The 14772-nt window shown below is 72.4% G+C and carries 14 protein-coding genes; 10 read left to right on the top strand and 4 right to left on the bottom strand.

Features of this window, described 5'->3' with window-relative positions; all coding sequences use genetic code 11:
• Positions 1 to 16: 16 nt before the first annotated feature.
• On the bottom strand, positions 17 to 1429 hold the full coding sequence (locus AB0J57_RS05650; RefSeq protein ID WP_366126696.1) for a DUF6421 family protein: 1413 nt from the start codon (positions 1427 to 1429) through the stop codon (positions 17 to 19).
• A 297-nt stretch (positions 1430 to 1726) separates the two neighbouring features.
• Between AB0J57_RS05650 and AB0J57_RS05645 the strand changes: the two genes are divergently transcribed.
• The 3 genes from AB0J57_RS05645 (at position 1727) to AB0J57_RS05635 (ending at position 5560) form a co-directional block, all read left to right on the top strand.
• Complete coding sequence (locus tag AB0J57_RS05645; RefSeq protein ID WP_366126695.1) at positions 1727 to 1852, top strand: hypothetical protein; 126 nt, start codon at positions 1727 to 1729, stop codon at positions 1850 to 1852.
• Positions 1853 to 1918: 66 nt separating this feature from the next.
• A complete protein-coding gene (locus AB0J57_RS05640) occupies positions 1919 to 2602 on the top strand; it encodes a glycerophosphodiester phosphodiesterase family protein (RefSeq protein ID WP_366127156.1) in 684 nt (227 codons plus the stop codon).
• A 201-nt stretch (positions 2603 to 2803) separates the two neighbouring features.
• Positions 2804 to 5560: an AAA family ATPase gene (locus AB0J57_RS05635; RefSeq protein WP_366126694.1), complete on the top strand. Its 2757-nt coding sequence runs from the start codon at positions 2804 to 2806 to the stop codon at positions 5558 to 5560.
• On the opposite strand, the gene AB0J57_RS05630 is transcribed toward AB0J57_RS05635, so the two are convergent.
• Positions 5557 to 6126, bottom strand: a complete 570-nt coding sequence (locus AB0J57_RS05630; protein ID WP_366126693.1) for a GNAT family N-acetyltransferase — start codon at positions 6124 to 6126, stop codon at positions 5557 to 5559. The genes AB0J57_RS05635 and AB0J57_RS05630 overlap by 4 nt on opposite strands.
• Positions 6127 to 6277: 151 nt before the next feature.
• Between AB0J57_RS05630 and AB0J57_RS05625 the strand changes: the two genes are divergently transcribed.
• The 4 genes from AB0J57_RS05625 (at position 6278) to AB0J57_RS05610 (ending at position 9330) form a co-directional block, all read left to right on the top strand.
• Entirely contained in the window at positions 6278 to 6823 is a 546-nt protein-coding gene (locus tag AB0J57_RS05625; protein WP_366126692.1) for a DUF5134 domain-containing protein, read from the top strand.
• Between the two features lie 115 nt (positions 6824 to 6938).
• Entirely contained in the window at positions 6939 to 7874 is a 936-nt protein-coding gene (locus AB0J57_RS05620; RefSeq protein ID WP_366126691.1) for a M56 family metallopeptidase, read from the top strand.
• Positions 7875 to 7902: 28 nt separating this feature from the next.
• Positions 7903 to 8571: a phosphatase PAP2 family protein gene (locus AB0J57_RS05615; protein WP_366126690.1), complete on the top strand. Its 669-nt coding sequence runs from the start codon at positions 7903 to 7905 to the stop codon at positions 8569 to 8571.
• A 108-nt stretch (positions 8572 to 8679) separates the two neighbouring features.
• On the top strand, positions 8680 to 9330 hold the full coding sequence (locus AB0J57_RS05610; RefSeq protein WP_366126689.1) for a helix-turn-helix domain-containing protein: 651 nt from the start codon (positions 8680 to 8682) through the stop codon (positions 9328 to 9330).
• On the opposite strand, the gene AB0J57_RS05605 is transcribed toward AB0J57_RS05610, so the two are convergent.
• The gene (locus tag AB0J57_RS05605; RefSeq protein WP_366126688.1) at positions 9306 to 10820 is read right to left on the bottom strand and encodes a hypothetical protein; all 1515 of its coding nucleotides are present in this window, start codon (positions 10818 to 10820) and stop codon (positions 9306 to 9308) included. The two genes, AB0J57_RS05610 and AB0J57_RS05605, sit on opposite strands and share 25 nt — an antisense overlap.
• A 181-nt stretch (positions 10821 to 11001) precedes the next feature.
• Between AB0J57_RS05605 and AB0J57_RS05600 the strand changes: the two genes are divergently transcribed.
• Together AB0J57_RS05600 and AB0J57_RS05595 are read left to right on the top strand one after the other, a co-directional pair.
• Positions 11002 to 11658, top strand: coding sequence for a DUF305 domain-containing protein (locus AB0J57_RS05600; protein WP_366126687.1), 657 nt, complete (start codon positions 11002 to 11004; stop codon positions 11656 to 11658).
• 94 nt (positions 11659 to 11752) lie between these two features.
• Positions 11753 to 13099, top strand: a complete 1347-nt coding sequence (locus AB0J57_RS05595) for an FAD-dependent oxidoreductase (protein WP_366126686.1) — start codon at positions 11753 to 11755, stop codon at positions 13097 to 13099.
• Between the two features lie 19 nt (positions 13100 to 13118).
• On the opposite strand, the gene AB0J57_RS05590 is transcribed toward AB0J57_RS05595, so the two are convergent.
• Positions 13119 to 13481: a helix-turn-helix domain-containing protein gene (locus tag AB0J57_RS05590; RefSeq protein WP_366126685.1), complete on the bottom strand. Its 363-nt coding sequence runs from the start codon at positions 13479 to 13481 to the stop codon at positions 13119 to 13121.
• Positions 13482 to 13620: 139 nt separating this feature from the next.
• On the opposite strand from AB0J57_RS05590, the gene AB0J57_RS05585 reads away from it, so the two are divergent.
• Positions 13621 to 14700 carry an NADH:flavin oxidoreductase/NADH oxidase gene (locus tag AB0J57_RS05585; protein ID WP_366126684.1) on the top strand — a complete coding sequence of 360 codons (1080 nt, stop codon included), beginning with the start codon at positions 13621 to 13623 and terminating at the stop codon, positions 14698 to 14700.
• Positions 14701 to 14772: the final 72 nt, after the last annotated feature.

Raw genomic sequence — 14772 nt, 5'->3', positions numbered from 1 at the left:
TCCTCCGTACGAGAGCTCACGCGGCGACCCTCTCGGTGGCCTTCTCACCAGTCTTCTCGGCGGTGATGCCCTTGGTGGAGGCGATCACGTTCTTCAGCTTCTTGGAGAGGGCCTCATAGAACATGCTCAGCGGAAACTCGTCCGGAAGCACCTCGTCGACCAGCTTGCGCGGCGGCAGGCTCAGGTCCAGGGCGTCGGGGCCCTTGGCCCAGCGCGAGCCGGGGTGCGGGGCGAGGTAGGTGGACACCAGGTCGTACGCGGCGAACCAGTGGACCAGCTTCGGGCGGTCGATGCCGTCGCGGTACAGCTTCTCGATCTCGCCGCAGAGCTGGTTGGTGACCTGCGGGGCCCGCTCCCAGTCGATCTTGAGGGTGTTGTCGGTCCAGCGCAGCACGTCGTGCTTGTGCAGGTACGCGAAGAGGAGCTGGCCGCCGAGGCCGTCGTAGTTGCGGTTGCGGTCGCCGGTGACCGGGAAGCGGAACATCCGGTCGAACAGCACGGCGTACTGGACGTCACGGCCGTGCGCGTTGCCCTCGGACTCCAGCTTCACGGCCTCCTTGAAGGCGGTGAGGTCGCAGCGCAGCTCCTCCAGGCCGTACATCCAGAACGGCTGGCGCTGCTTGATCATGAAGGGGTCGAACGGCAGGTCGCCGTGGCTGTGGGTGCGGTCGTGGACCATGTCCCAGAGCACGAACGCCTTCTCGCAGCGCTCCTGGTCGCCGAGCATCTCGCGGATGTCGTCGGGCAGGTCGAGGCCGAGGATGTCCACCGCCGCCTCGGTGACGCGGCGGAAGCGGGCGGCCTCGCGGTCGCAGAAGATGCCGCCCCAACTGAAGCGCTCGGGGGCCTCGCGCACGGCGATGGTCTCCGGGAAGAGGACGGCCGAGTTGGTGTCGTACCCGGAGGTGAAGTCCTCGAACGTGATGCCGCAGAAGAGCGGGTTGTCGTAGCGGGTCGCCTCCAGCTCGGCGAGCCATTCCGGCCAGACCATGCGCAGCACGACGGCTTCCAGATTGCGGTCCGGGTTGCCGTTCTGCGTGTACATCGGGAACACGACCAGGTGCTGGAGGCCGTCGACCCGGTTGGCGGCGGGCTGGAAGGCCAGCAGCGAGTCCAGGAAGTCCGGCACGGCGAAGCCGCTGTCGGCCCACTTGCGCAGGTCGGCGACGAGCGCCCGGTGGTACGCGGTGTCGTGCGGGAGCAGCGGGGAGAGCTGCTCGACCGCGGCGACGACCCGGTCGAGGGTGGTCCCGGCGATGCCACGGGAGGGCGCGCCCTCGGCGTCGAAGTCGATGGAACCGTCCGCGGACTGCCAGGTGCGGATCTCTTCCACGGCATTCTTGAGCTCGGGCCACGCCGGGTGGTCGATCACCCTGGCATCGGCGGTCACGTCCCCGCCGACTACATCCTGCACAAGAATTTCCGTCATCACACTTCCTCCACGGGAGAACCTCGCGTCAAGGCACCGTATCCATGGGTGGTTCTCCGCCACAAGGGGAGAAGGAAGAAATTATCCTGTCGACCCCCCATCGCGGCCGCTGTTTTTCCTGTCCGGGGTTGGTGATGCAGCGGCATCCACGGAGTCGCCCCGACGCTGCGGAGCGGGTGCGCGCGGCCCCGGCGCGTCCCCAACGACGCGCCCACGCACGGGTGAACGGGGTCGCGGCACGCCGGGCGGCACGGGTAGGACGGACAGGTCCCCTTCCCGCTCCCGGAGGCGTACGCCATGAGCATCCGTGCCGTCCTGGTCGCCGCCCTCCTCACGGGTTTCGTCCTGGGCATCGCCGCATCCGGGCCGGATCACCCCTCTTCCCCGCGCGGGACGGGTTCCGTCCCGGGCGCGGATCGTTAGGCTGCGACGGTGCCGCGTGTGGCACGGCACCGCGCGGTACCCGCCGTCGACGGAAGCGAGAAGATCTTGAGTTTCCTCACCATCGGTCATCGCGGAGTCATGGGTGTCGAACCGGAGAACACCCTGCGGTCCTTCGTCCGCGCCGAGCACGCGGGCATGGACGTCATCGAACTGGACCTGCATCTGAGCAAGGACGGCGCACTCGTCGTCATGCACGACGCCGAGGTCGACCGGACGACCGACGGCACCGGGGCGATCGCCGACAAGACCCTCGCCGAGCTGCGGGAGCTCGACGCCGGGCTGGGCGAGCGGATCCCGGTGTTCGAGGAGGTCCTGGACGCCGTGCGGACACCCCTCCAGGCGGAGATCAAGGACGTGGCGGCCGCGCGGGCGCTGGCCGAGGTGATGCACCGGCGCGATCTGGCCGGACGGGTGGAGGTGTCGTCGTTCCACGACGAGGCGGTCGCCGAGATCGCCCGGCTGGTGCCGGGGGTGCGGACGGTGCTCATCGCGAGCCACTGGGGCGACGACATCGTCGCGCGGGCGCGGGCCGTGGGCGCCGCCACGCTGGCGCTGGACATCCGGCGGCTCACCCTGGAGACCACCGAGCGGGCGCGCGCGGCGGGGCTGCGGGTCATCGGCTGGGTGGTCAACACGCCGCAGCACCTGCGGCTGGTCCGCGCCCTGGAACTGGACGGCGCGACCACCGACCACCCCGAGATCCGCCGCACGGGCCGCTTCATCGCCTGACGGGCCGGTTCTCCGCCGGTTCCGCCGATACGGCTCCGTCCGCCGTCCCCCGCTCCGCCCGGTCGTCCCCGCCGGGCGGAGCCGGTGCGTCCCGTTCGTCACAGGTGTAACCGGAATGCGCCCGGGAACCCGCGACCTGGATCCAGCAGGTCTTCTCGTACAGCGTGTCCCGGCCATTACCGGACACCGGAACGGACGCATATGAGCAGCGGTTTCATGGGTCCGGAGGGTTACGGCTCCGACCCCTTCAGCGAGTTTCTGGCCCGCTTCTTCGGGGGCGGGGCCGGATCGTCACCCACGGGTGGGCGGCCCATCCCCCGGTACATCGACATAGGCCGCCTGATGAGCGAGCCCGCGCGCCGGATGGTCGGCGACGCCGCCTCGTACGCGGCCGAACACGGCAGCACGGACCTGGAGACCGAGCACCTGCTGCGGGCGGCCCTGGCCACCGAGCCCACCCGTGACCTGATCGCCCGTGCGGGCGCGGACCCGGACGCCCTGGCCGAGGAGATCGACCGCACGGCCGGCGAGGGCCCGCCGCAGTCCCGGATCGCCGTCACGCCCGCCGTCAAGCGGGCGCTGCTCGACGCCCACGACCTGGCGCGGCACGGGGGCGCCTCGTACATCGGCCCCGAACACGTGCTCGCGGCGCTCGCCGCCAATCCGGACTCGGCGGCGGGGCGCATCCTGAACGCCGCCAAGTTCGACCCGGGCTCGGTGCAGGGCTCCGGCGCCGGGCGCGGCGGGCAGGGCCCGTGGGTGGGCGAACCCGACCAGCGGCCGGCGCCGCAGCGCGGCACGCCGACGCTGGACAAGTACGGCCGCGACCTCACCGACATGGCCAAGGAGGGCCGGATCGACCCGGTGATCGGGCGGGACCTGGAGATCGAGCAGACCGTGGAGGTGCTGTCCCGGCGCGGCAAGAACAACCCCGTGCTGATCGGCGACGCCGGTGTCGGCAAGACGGCCATCGTCGAGGGGCTGGCCCAGCGCATCGCCGAGCACGACGTGCCCGACACGCTGCGTGACCGCCGGGTCGTCGCGCTGGACCTGTCCGGCGTGGTCGCCGGCACCCGCTACCGGGGCGACTTCGAGGAGCGGCTGAACAACATCATCGAGGAGATCCGCACCCACTCCGGTGAGCTGATCGTCTTCATCGACGAGCTCCACACGGTGGTCGGCGCGGGCGCGGGCAGCGGTGGCGGCGACAGCGGCTCCATGGACGCGGGCAACATGCTCAAGCCCGCGCTCGCCCGGGGCGAGCTGCACGTCATCGGCGCGACGACGATGGAGGAGTACCGCCGCTACATCGAGAAGGACGCGGCGCTCGCCCGCCGGTTCCAGCCGATCCTGGTGCCCGAGCCGAGCCCGGAGGACGCCCTGGAGATCCTGCGCGGCCTCCAGGACCGCTACGAGGCCCACCACCAGGTCCGCTACACCGACGCGGCGCTGCTCGCCGCCGTCGAGCTGTCCGACCGGTACCTGACCGAGCGGTTCCTGCCCGACAAGGCCATCGACCTGATCGACCAGGCGGGCGCCCGGGTGCGGCTGCGCACGCACACGAACACCGACGCGCGGGCGCTGGAGCGGCAGGCGGAGCAGTTGGCCCGCGACAAGGACCAGGCGGTGGCGGCCGAGCAGTACGAGCGGGCGATGGAGCTGCGCGACCGCATCCAGGAGATCACCGGGCGGATCAAGGCGGGACGCACCGCCCAGCCCGCCGGTGACGGGCCGGCCGTCGAGGTCACGGCGGAGGACATCGCGGAGGTGGTCAGCAGGCAGACCGGCATCCCGGTCAGCAGCCTCACCCAGGAGGAGCGGGACCGGCTGCTGGGGCTGGAGGAGCACCTGCGGCAGCGGGTCATCGGGCAGGACGAGGCCGTCAAGGCCGTCTCCGAGGCGGTGCTGCGCTCCCGCGCGGGCCTCGCCGACCCCAGGCGCCCGATCGGCAGCTTCCTGTTCCTCGGCCCGACCGGCGTCGGCAAGACCGAACTCGCCCGGGCGCTGGCGGACGCGCTGTTCGGCAGCGACGAGCGGATGGTGCGCCTGGACATGAGCGAGTTCCAGGAGCGGCACACCGTCAGCCGGCTGGTCGGCGCCCCGCCCGGGTACGTGGGGCACGAGGAGGCCGGGCAGCTCACCGAGGCGGTGCGCCGTCACCCGTACTCGCTGCTCCTGCTGGACGAGGTCGAGAAGGCCCACCCGGACGTGTTCAACATCCTGCTCCAGGTGCTGGACGACGGGCGGCTGACCGACTCGCAGGGCCGCACGGTCGACTTCAAGAACACGGTCATCGTGATGACGAGCAACCTCGGCTCCGAGGCGATCGGCACCGGCCGCGGCATGGTCGGCTTCGGCGCCACGGACAGCGAGGCGGAGGACGACGCGATGCGGGAGCGGGCGCTGCGGCCGCTGCGCGAGCACTTCCGCCCCGAGTTCCTCAACCGCATCGACGAGATCGTCATCTTCCGGCGCCTCGACGAGGAGCAACTGCGCCGGATCACCGATCTGCTGCTGGAGGAGACCCGGCGCCGGATGCGCGGGCAGGACATCACGCTCGAGTTCGCCCCGGACGCCGTCGACTGGATCGCCCAGCGCGGCCACCAGCCCGAGTACGGGGCGCGGCCGCTGCGGCGCACGATCCAGCGCGAGGTGGACAACCGGCTGTCCCGGCTGCTGCTGGACGGGCGGCTCCCGGCCGGCGCGCGGGTGCGGGTGACGGTCGGGAACGGGCAGTTGGCGTTCCACACGGACGAGCCCGGCAAGGACGAGCCCCAGGGCCCGCCCGGTGGTGCCGGCACGGTGGGCAAGCCGGGGTCGATGGACAGGCCGCCGGGCACGGTGGGCAAACCGGGCGCGATGGACCGGCCCCCGGGCACCCGGGGCGAACCGGGACCCTCCCAGGGCGGACCCGGTGCGCCGCCGGCCGAACCGGGCGGCCCGCCGCCCGCCGCCTAGGCCACGTCCGGCCGGCGGTCCAGGTCCTTCACCAGCAGCTCGAACTCCAGGTCGTCGCGCTGGGGCAGGCCGAAGCGCTCGTCGCCGTACGGGAACGGGGTCGTCCGTCCCGTACGGCGGTAGCCGCGCCGCTCGTACCAGGCGATCAGCTCGTCCCGGACCGAGATCACCGTCATGTGCATCTCGCGCACGCCCCACGCGGCGACGGCGAGCCGCTCGGCCTCCCCGAGGACGCGCCGGCCGACACCGCCGCCCTGGAGGCCGGGACGGACGGCGAACATCCCGAAGTAGGCGGCGTCCCCGCGGTGTTCGAGCTGGCAGCAGGCGACCGGCTCGCCGGCCCGCTCCACGACGAGCAGGCGGGAGCCCGGGGTGGTGATGACCTCGCGCACGCCCTCGGGGTCCGTGCGCTGCCCCTGAAGGATGTCGGCCTCGGTCGTCCAGCCGGCCCTGCTGGAGTCGCCCCGGTACGCCGACTCGACGAGCGCGACGAGCGCGGGCACGTCCGCCTCGGTGGCGTCGCGGTAGGTCAGCTCGTCCGTGTCCCGGGGCAGTGCGGTGTCCATGGTTCCCTCGGTCTCCCTCACAGGCTGTCGGTCCCGTCCCGGAGCCTAACGCGCCCTGCTCGCGCTCCCCGAGTACGCCCCTGCGCTCGCGTGCACCCTCGCCGATCCGGGCATCGTCCCAGGGGCCGTCTCGTCGAGGGGGAGGTACGTCGTGCACGGACCTGCGATGTCCGGCTGGCTGCTGGTGGCGCTGTGCGTGACGGCCGGCGCGTACTGCCTGGCGCGGACGAGGAGCTCCACGGGCGCCGGCCGCCGGGCGGCGGCGGACGAGGCGGTGATGGGTTTCGGGATGGCCGTGATGGCGGTGCCGTCCCCGTCGCGGTGGCTGTGGGTGCCGTACGCCGTGGTGTTCGGCGCGGCGTCGGCGCGGGCGCTGTGGTCGGCCCGCGGCGGCTCCGGCCACCATCTGCACCACCTGGTGGGCTCGCTGGCCATGGTGTACATGGCGGTGGCGATGGCCGGGGGCGGCGGCGGGGCTCACGCGGCGCACGGGGCGGCGGGCGGGGTGCCGGTGGTGACGGGCCTGCTGCTCGCGTACTACGCGGTGTACGTGCTGCGGGCCGGGCTGGGGCTGGTACCGGCGGGAGCCGGGGTGACGGTGCCGACGGCGGGACGCCGGTGGGACGATCCGGAGATGGCCCTCGCCTGCCGGGTGTCGATGGGCCTGGCCATGCTGGCGATGCTCGTCACCATGTGAGAACACCTGTGGGGGCAGCGGAATCCGCAGCAGGGATGCTTCGGATTCCGTGGCGTGCGTCACTTGCCGTCCAAGGCCATACCGATGGGTACTCCACCGCTCCTATGGTGAGTCCATGCTGGTCTCCCTCGCGCTGCTCGCGCTCGGCCTTCTGGCCGCCGTCGCGGCCCCGCGTCTGCTGGCGCGGGCCGAGTGGCCGGAGCGCGAGCCGGTGGTGGCGCTGTGGGTGTGGCAGTGCGTGGTGGCGGCGGTGCTGCTGAGCTTCGCGCTGTCGATGACGTTCAGCGCGGCGGCCGCCTGGCAGGCGGTACGGGGCCATGTGTTCGCGCCCGCGCCGCGCGCGGTGGTCGAGGCCTACGAACTGGGGGCGCACGGTCCGTGGTCCGCCGTGCTCGCGGTGCTGCTGGCGTGCGGCGGCCTGTGGACCGGGGCGATGCTCACCCGGGAGGTCCGCCGGGCCCGGGCGCGGCACCGGCGCAGCCGGGCCGAACTCCTCGTACGCTCGCCGCTGTTGCCGGGCGAGGAGCCCGGCGCGGAGCCCCTGGTGCTGCTGGAGGGCGAGCGCCCGGACGCCTGGTGGCTGCCCGGGGCGGCACCCCGGCTGGTGGTGACCACGGCGGCGCTACGGCGCCTGAAGGGGCGTCAGCTCGATGCGGTGCTGGCCCATGAGCAGGGGCACGCGCGGGCGCGCCACGACTGGCTGCTGCACTGCTCGTCGGCGCTGGCCACGGGGTTCCCGCAGATTCCGGTCTTCGCCGCGTTCCGGGACGAGATGCACCGGCTGGTCGAGCTGGCGGCGGACGATGTGGCGTCCCGGCGGTACGGGCGGCTGACGATCGCGCTCGCGCTGGTGGAACTGAACGAGCACCGTGGGGTGTTCGGCCCGTGCCCCAGCCCGGACGCCCAACTGCCGCACCGGGTGAACCGCCTGCTGACCGCCGCCCCGCGCCTCACGGCCGGGCGGCGTCTGCGTCTGACGGCCGCCGCCGCGCTCGTACCGGTGGTGCCGCTGCTGGTGGCGTTCGTGCCGGGGCTGAGGGCGCTGGGATAGCCGGGGGATCCTCGGGGAGGATCACCCCATGCACTCCCCCACCCGTTCCCCCACGCTCTCCCGTCACGCCGCCGCCGTCGCCGTGTGGTCCGGCGCCCTCTCGGCCGTGCTGCTGGCGCTCGTCTCCGCCGAGTGGGGGCCGCTGGTCTCGTTCGACCGGGCGGTCGCGGAGGGGCTGCACGACTCGGCCGTCCGCAGTCCCGCGCTGAGCCGGACCAACCGGATCCTCAGCGACTGGGTGTGGGATCCGTGGACGATGCGCGCACTGGTCGCGGTGGGTGTGGTGTGGCTGTGGTGGCGCGGGGAGCGGATCCTGGCCGTATGGACGGTGGCGGTGAGCGCGCTCGGTTCCGCCGTGCAGCAGGTGCTGAAGGCGGCGGTGGGCCGCGACCGGCCGCGCTGGCGGGACCCGGTGGATTGGGCGCACTACGCCGCGTTCCCCTCGGGCCACGCGATGACGGCCGCGGTCACCTGCGGGCTGCTGCTGTGGCTGCTGGCCCTGTTCGGCGCGGGCCGGCGGCTGCGGGTCGCCGCCCTGCTCGTCGGCGCCGTCTCGGTGCTGGGCGTGGGCCTGACCCGGGTGTACCTGGGCGTGCACTGGGCGTCGGACGTGGTGGGCGGCTGGCTGCTGGGGGCGTGTGTGGTGGCCGTCGCCGTGGTGACGTACGAGCGGACGGTCGCGTCGAGGCAGCGCTGACGCACGCCGGTGAAGGCCTTCCGGACCGGGCGATCCCCCGCGTCGCCCGGTCCGGCCGGCACGCCTCTGAGTATATTGGCTGCGAGCCAGTCAACGCAGGAGTTAAGCATGTCCCCGCGCAGCGCATCGGTCAATGAAGAGCTGCGGCGGCGTTCGCGGGAGCGGCTGCTGCAGGCGACGGTGGAGCTGGTCTCCGAGCGGGGGTACGAGGCGACGACGCTGGCCGACATCGCGGACCGGGCCGGTTCGGCGCGCGGGCTGGTGTCGTACTACTTCCCGGGCAAGCGGCAGTTGCTCCAGTCGGCGGTGCACCGGCTGATGCACCTGACGCTGGAGGCGGCGCTGGAGCGGGAGCCGCGCAGCGAGGACGGGCGGGAGCGGCTGGCGCGGGCCATCGACGCGATCCTGGGGCTCGCGGTGGAGCAGCCGCTGCTGATGCGTACGCACATGGCCGGGATCCTCCAGGCTGAGGGCTTCGTGCAGGGCCCGGAGCAGCAGCGGCTGGCGTTCCTGCTGCGGGACACGGTGACCAGGTACGGGTCGCGGGACGTGGACGCCGACTATCCGATGCTGCGGGCGCTGCTGATGGGCGCCGTCTTCGCGGTGCTGCTGCCGGGTGCGCCGATGCCGATGGCGAAGCTGCGCGCGGAGCTGTTCCAGCGGTACGGGCTGGACTGGGAGCTCGGCGTGCCGCCGGGCGTGGAGCGGCCCGGCGGCACGTCCATGGAGCTGGGTCAGTCGTCGAAGTCGTCGAAGTAATCGGGCTGGGTCTGCACGTTCAGCTCGTGCATCCGCACCCGCTTGGCCGGGTCGGTGCGACGGTCGTCGAGCCTGAGCACGTCGAGACCCTTGACCATGTCATTCGAGTAGATGTGGCCGTTGTAGTAGTACGCCGACCAGGAGCCGCCGGACACCACCTTCTCGGCGCTGAGCGGGCCCCGCTCGAAGTAGGCGATCTCCTTGGGCCTGGCGGAGTCGGTGAAGTCCCACACCGAGACGCCGCCCTGGTACCAGGCCTGGACCATGAGGTCCTTGCCCTTGACCGGGATCAGCGAGCCGTTGTGGGCGACGCAGTTCTCGGTGTCCGCCTGGTGACGGGGGATCTTGAAGTAGCTGCGGAAGACCAGTTTGCGCTTGTCGCCCTTGCCGACGATGTCGTAGATGCCGTCGGCGCCGCGGTTCGGGCCGATCTTCGCATTGCAGGTGGCCGCGCCGCCGCCGCCGAGCTCGTCGGTGAAGACGACCTTGTTCGCCTTCTGGTTGAAGCTCGCGGAGTGCCAGAAGGCGAAGTTGACGTTGTCCTGCACCTGGTCGATGACCTTGGGGTTCTCCGGGTCCTCGATGGAGAACAGGATGCCGTCACCCATGCAGGCGCCGGCCGCGAGGTCCTTGGAGGGCAGCACGGTGATGTCGTGGCAGCCGGTGGTCTTGGAGACGCCGGGGTTGGTCGGCGCGCCGGGGTTGCCGCCGCCGTCGGGGCCCTCGCCCGGGAAGAGCACGGGGAAGTTCACGATGGCGGCCTTCTCGGGGGCCTTGCGCGGCACCTTGATGACCGAGATGCCGTCGTGCGGTGGCTGGCAGTCGGGGAAGGCGGCGCTCGGCGAGTACGAGGAGACGTAGACGTAGACGTTCCTGCGCTCCGGTACGAGGGTGTGCGTGTGGGAGCCGCAGGCGGTCTCGACGGCGGCGACGTACCTGGGGTTCCGCTTGTCGCTGATGTCGAAGATCTTCATGCCCTCCCAGGAGGACTTCTCGGTCGCGGGCTGCGTGGTGCTGGAGCAGGAGTTGTCGCTGCGCGAGGAGTCGGTGGAGAGGAAGAGGAGGTCACCGGAGACGGATATGTCGTTCTGGGAGCCGGGGCAGAGGACCTGGGCGACGGTCTTCGGGGACGACGGGTTGCTGATGTCGAAGATCCGGAAGCCGTCGTAGTTGCCGGCGAAGGCGTACTCGCCCTGGAAGGCGAGGTCCGAGTTGACGCCGGCGAAGGCCTCGCGCGGGGCGTTGGCCAGGTGGGTGATGTTGTCGCTGTGGACGACCTGGTCCACACCGGGGATCTCGCCGGAGCGGATGGCCGCGCGGGCCTCCGCCTGGTCCTGAGAGGAGACGGTGCCCGCCGGGGCGGGGGCGTCTCCGGGGTCGGGCACGGCGGCCGCGGGGCCGGCCGTCAGGAGTGTCGCGAGGAGTCCGGCCGCGGCGGTGGCCACGCCCAGACGTCTGCGTCGCACGTGAGTGGTGCGCAATGGGGTCACTGCGTCGTCCTCCCTTGTCGCCGTTCGGAGTTGAACGGGTCGCGGACCCCGGCAGTATCTTCCTTTGCATGCACATCTCAACAGATGGCAACAGAGACTTAATGAACGCACAGCGACTGATGAACGCGTTCGAGCGCAGCGGCGGTCCCGGCCATTCCCCGTGCCCCTGGAGGTCCTCGTGTTGAAGCGCACCACAAGCGTCGCGGTGGCGGCCGCCGTGACCGCCGTACTCGCCCTGGCGGCCTGCGAGTCGGCACCCTCGGGAACGGGGGACGAACCGCAGGCCAGGGCGGGCGGCGGGACTGGCGGCCCGGCGGTGGTGGCCCCCGGGAAGCCGGGCGAACCCGCTCGGACGCTGTCACCGGAGGAGGCGCGGAAGGCCGTCCCGCCGGACACGCCCAACTCGGCGGACTTCACGTACGCGCAGATGATGATCGTCCACCACGGCCAGGCGCTGGAGATGACCGCACTCGCCGCGAAGCAGGCCGCGTCGCCGCAGGTGAAGCTGTTGGCGGCGCGGATAGCGGCGGCGCAGGAGCCGGAGATCGGTGCGATGCGGGGATGGCTGAAAAACAACGGTGGCCCCACGACCCACCCGGGCCACGACCACGGCACGATGCCCGGCATGGCCACCGGGGCCCAGATGGCCCAGTTGCGCGGCGCGCGGGGGAAGGCCTTCGACGAACTGTTCCTGAAGCTGATGATCACCCATCACCAGGGTGCGGTCACGATGGCCACCGAGGCGCTGTCGGAGGGGAACAACGTCCAGGTGGAGGAGATGGCCAACGACGTGATCGCGCAGCAGACGGCCGAGATCAACCGCATGCGTTCCATGTGACACGCGGGCGTACGCACGCGTCCGTACGCACTGCACCTCCCGTAGTCGGCGCGGCGATGCGATGCTGGGAGTCCCTGCGGGAAGGAGCGCAGCCGTGCTTCGTGTCGCCGTTGTCGGTTCCGGGCCGAGCGGGGTCTACACGGCCCAGTCCCTCGTCGAGCAGACCGCGGTACCGGACGTGCGCGTGCACGTCCTGGACCGGCTGCCATGCCCGTACGGGCTGGTGCGCTACGGGGTGGCGCCGGACCACGAGAAGATCAAGTCACTCCAGAACAACCTGCGCACGGTCCTGGAGCACGAGCGGGTCGGGTTCATCGGGAACGTCGAGGTCGGCGCGCACGGCCTGACCCCCGAGCGGCTGCTGGAGCTCTACCACGCGGTCGTCTACTGCGTGGGCGCGGCACGGGACCGCAGGCTGGGCGTGCCGGGCGAGGACCTGCCGGGCAGTTACTCGGCCACGGACTTCGTCTCCTGGTACAGCGCGCACCCGGACGCCGCCGCGGGCGGATTCGTGCTGGGCGCCCGCTCGGCCGTGGTCATCGGCGTCGGCAACGTGGCCGTCGACGTCGCACGGATCCTCGCGCGCGGCCCGGAGGAGCTGCACCCCACCGACGTCCCCCAGACGGCGCTGGGCGCGCTGGCCGCGAGCCGGGTGCGGGAGGTGCACATGGTGGGCAGGCGGGGCCCCTCGCAGGCCAAGTTCACCACCAAGGAGCTGCGGGAACTGGGTGCGCTGCCCCAGGCCAGGGTCGAGGTCGACCCCTCGGACCTGGCGCTCGACCCGGCGTACGCCGACCCGGCGGGGCTCCCGGCGGTCAACCGGCGCAACGTGGAGGTGGTGCGCGCCTGGGCGGAGGGCACCGGCTGGGAGCCCCGGGAGCGGGTCATCCGGGTGCGGTTCTTCCTCAGGCCGGTGGAGGTGCTGGAGCAGGGCGGCAGGGCGGCCGGTGTGCGTTTCGAGCGGACGGTTCCGGACGGTACCGGCGGGGTGCGCGGGACCGGGGCGTACGAGGACATCGAGGCCCAGTTGGTGCTGCGGGCGGTCGGGTACCGGGGCGTGCCACTGCCGGGGCTGCCGTTCGACGCGACGCGCGGGACGGTGCCGCACGCGGCGGGGCGGGTGCTGCGGGACGGGGTGCCGTCGGCGGGCGAGTACGTGGCGGGGTGGATCAAGCGCGGTCCGACCGGCGTGATCGGCACCAACCGGCCGTGCGCCAAGGAGACGGCCACGTCGCTCCTGGCGGACGCCCCGGCGCTGGCCCGGCGGGCGGTGGCGGACGACCCGCTGGCCACCCTCCGCGCGTGGGGCCACCGGCCGGTGGAGTGGCCCGGCTGGCTGTCCATCGAACAGGCGGAGGCGGCCCTCGGCCGCACCCTGGGCCGGGGCTCGGTCAAGATCCCCGACTGGTCCGGCCTCCTGTCGGCGGCGGGGCAGGGGTGAGCCGGCACCCGGTCGCGCTCTAGGCGGTGGCCGGGTGGTCGCCCTCGCGGGCGGCCTGGCTCTCGGCGGCGGCGAGGACGGTGTCCAGGAGGCCCGGGAAGAGCGCGTCGAGGTCCTCTCGGCGGAGGCCGTTCATCTTGGCCGTGCCCCGGTAGCACTGGCGGATGACGCCGCTCTCGCGGAGGACGCGGAAGTGGTGCGTGGTGGTCGACTTGGTGACCGGCAGTTCGATGTACGAGCAGGCCACCTCGGCGTCGGCCGCCGCCAGTTCACGTACGACCCGCAGCCGCATCGGGTCGGAGAGCGCGTGAAGCACGCCTTCGAGGCGGATCTCGTCGCGCGCGGGGTGGGCGAGCTCGCGCGGGCTGGTGGCGGTGGTCACGGCGGCTCCAGATCGATCGGGTTCCTCCATTGTACGAGAACCCTCGTAGTTTGACAGGCGCCGTACTACGATGGTTATCGTATGAGCCGTACACCGGCCCGCCTGGCCCCGCCCGGCCCCACCCTGAACGGAGTCCGCCGTGAGCGCACTGTTCGAGCCCCGCACCCTGCGGTCGCTGACCGTCCCCAACCGCGTCTGGATGGCACCGATGTGCCAGTACAGCGCCGAGGCGTTCGGCCCGAACGCGGGCGTGGCGCACGACTGGCACTTCGCCCACTACGCGGCCCGCGCCGCCGGCGGCACCGGCCTGATCCTGCAGGAGGCGACCGCCGTCTCCCCCGAGGGCCGGATCAGCCCGTACGACCTCGGCATCTGGAACGACACCCAGGTCGAGGCGCTGCGCCGGATCACCGGCTTCCTCAAGAGCCAGGGCACGGTCCCCGGTATCCAGATCGGCCACGCCGGGCGCAAGGCGTCGACGGACCAGCCCTGGAAGGGCGGCGCCCCCGTGGGCGCCGACGCGCACGGCTGGCAGCCGGTCGCCCCGAGCCCGGTGCCCTTCGACGACGGCCACCCCGTGCCGGACGAGCTGACGCGGGACCAGATCGGCGTGATCACCGGGCAGTTCGCGGCCGCGGCCCGGCGGGCGCTGGACGCGGGCTACCGGGTCGTGGAGATCCACGGGGCCCACGGCTACCTGATCGGCGAGTTCCTCTCCCCGCACAGCAACCACCGCACCGACGAGTACGGCGGCTCCTTCGAGAACCGCACGCGCTTCGCCCTGGAGGTCGTGGACGCGGTACGGGAGGTGTGGCCCGAGGAGCTGCCACTGTTCTTCCGGATCTCGGCCACCGACTGGCTGGAGGAGGCGGGCTGGACGGCCGACGACACGGTCCGCTTCGCCGCGCTGCTCAAGGGGCACGGCGTGGACCTGCTCGACGTGTCGACCGGCGGCAACGCGCCGCGCGTCCGCATCCCCGTCGGCCCGGGCTACCAGGTGCCGTTCGCGGCGCGGGTGAAGCAGGAGACCGGGCTGCCGGTCGCCGCCGTCGGGCTGATCACCGAGGCCGGGCAGGCGGAGAAGATCGTCGCCAACGGCGAGGCGGACGCGGTGCTGCTGGGCCGCGAGCTGCTGCGCAACCCGTCCTGGGCGCGGCACGCGGCGCGCGAGCTCGGCGGTGACGTACACGTGCCGGACCAGTACCACCGCTCGGTCTGACCTGGGGAAACGCCGCGTCCGGGCGCCACTGTCAGTGGGTGGGTGCAGACTGGCCCGTATCCGCGACAAAGG

Origin of the sequence: Streptomyces sp. NPDC049837 (assembly GCF_040674455.1) — a bacterium.
Classification (GTDB): Bacteria; Actinomycetota; Actinomycetes; order Streptomycetales; family Streptomycetaceae; genus Streptomyces.
This window is presented reverse-complemented; position numbering and strand designations above follow the sequence as displayed.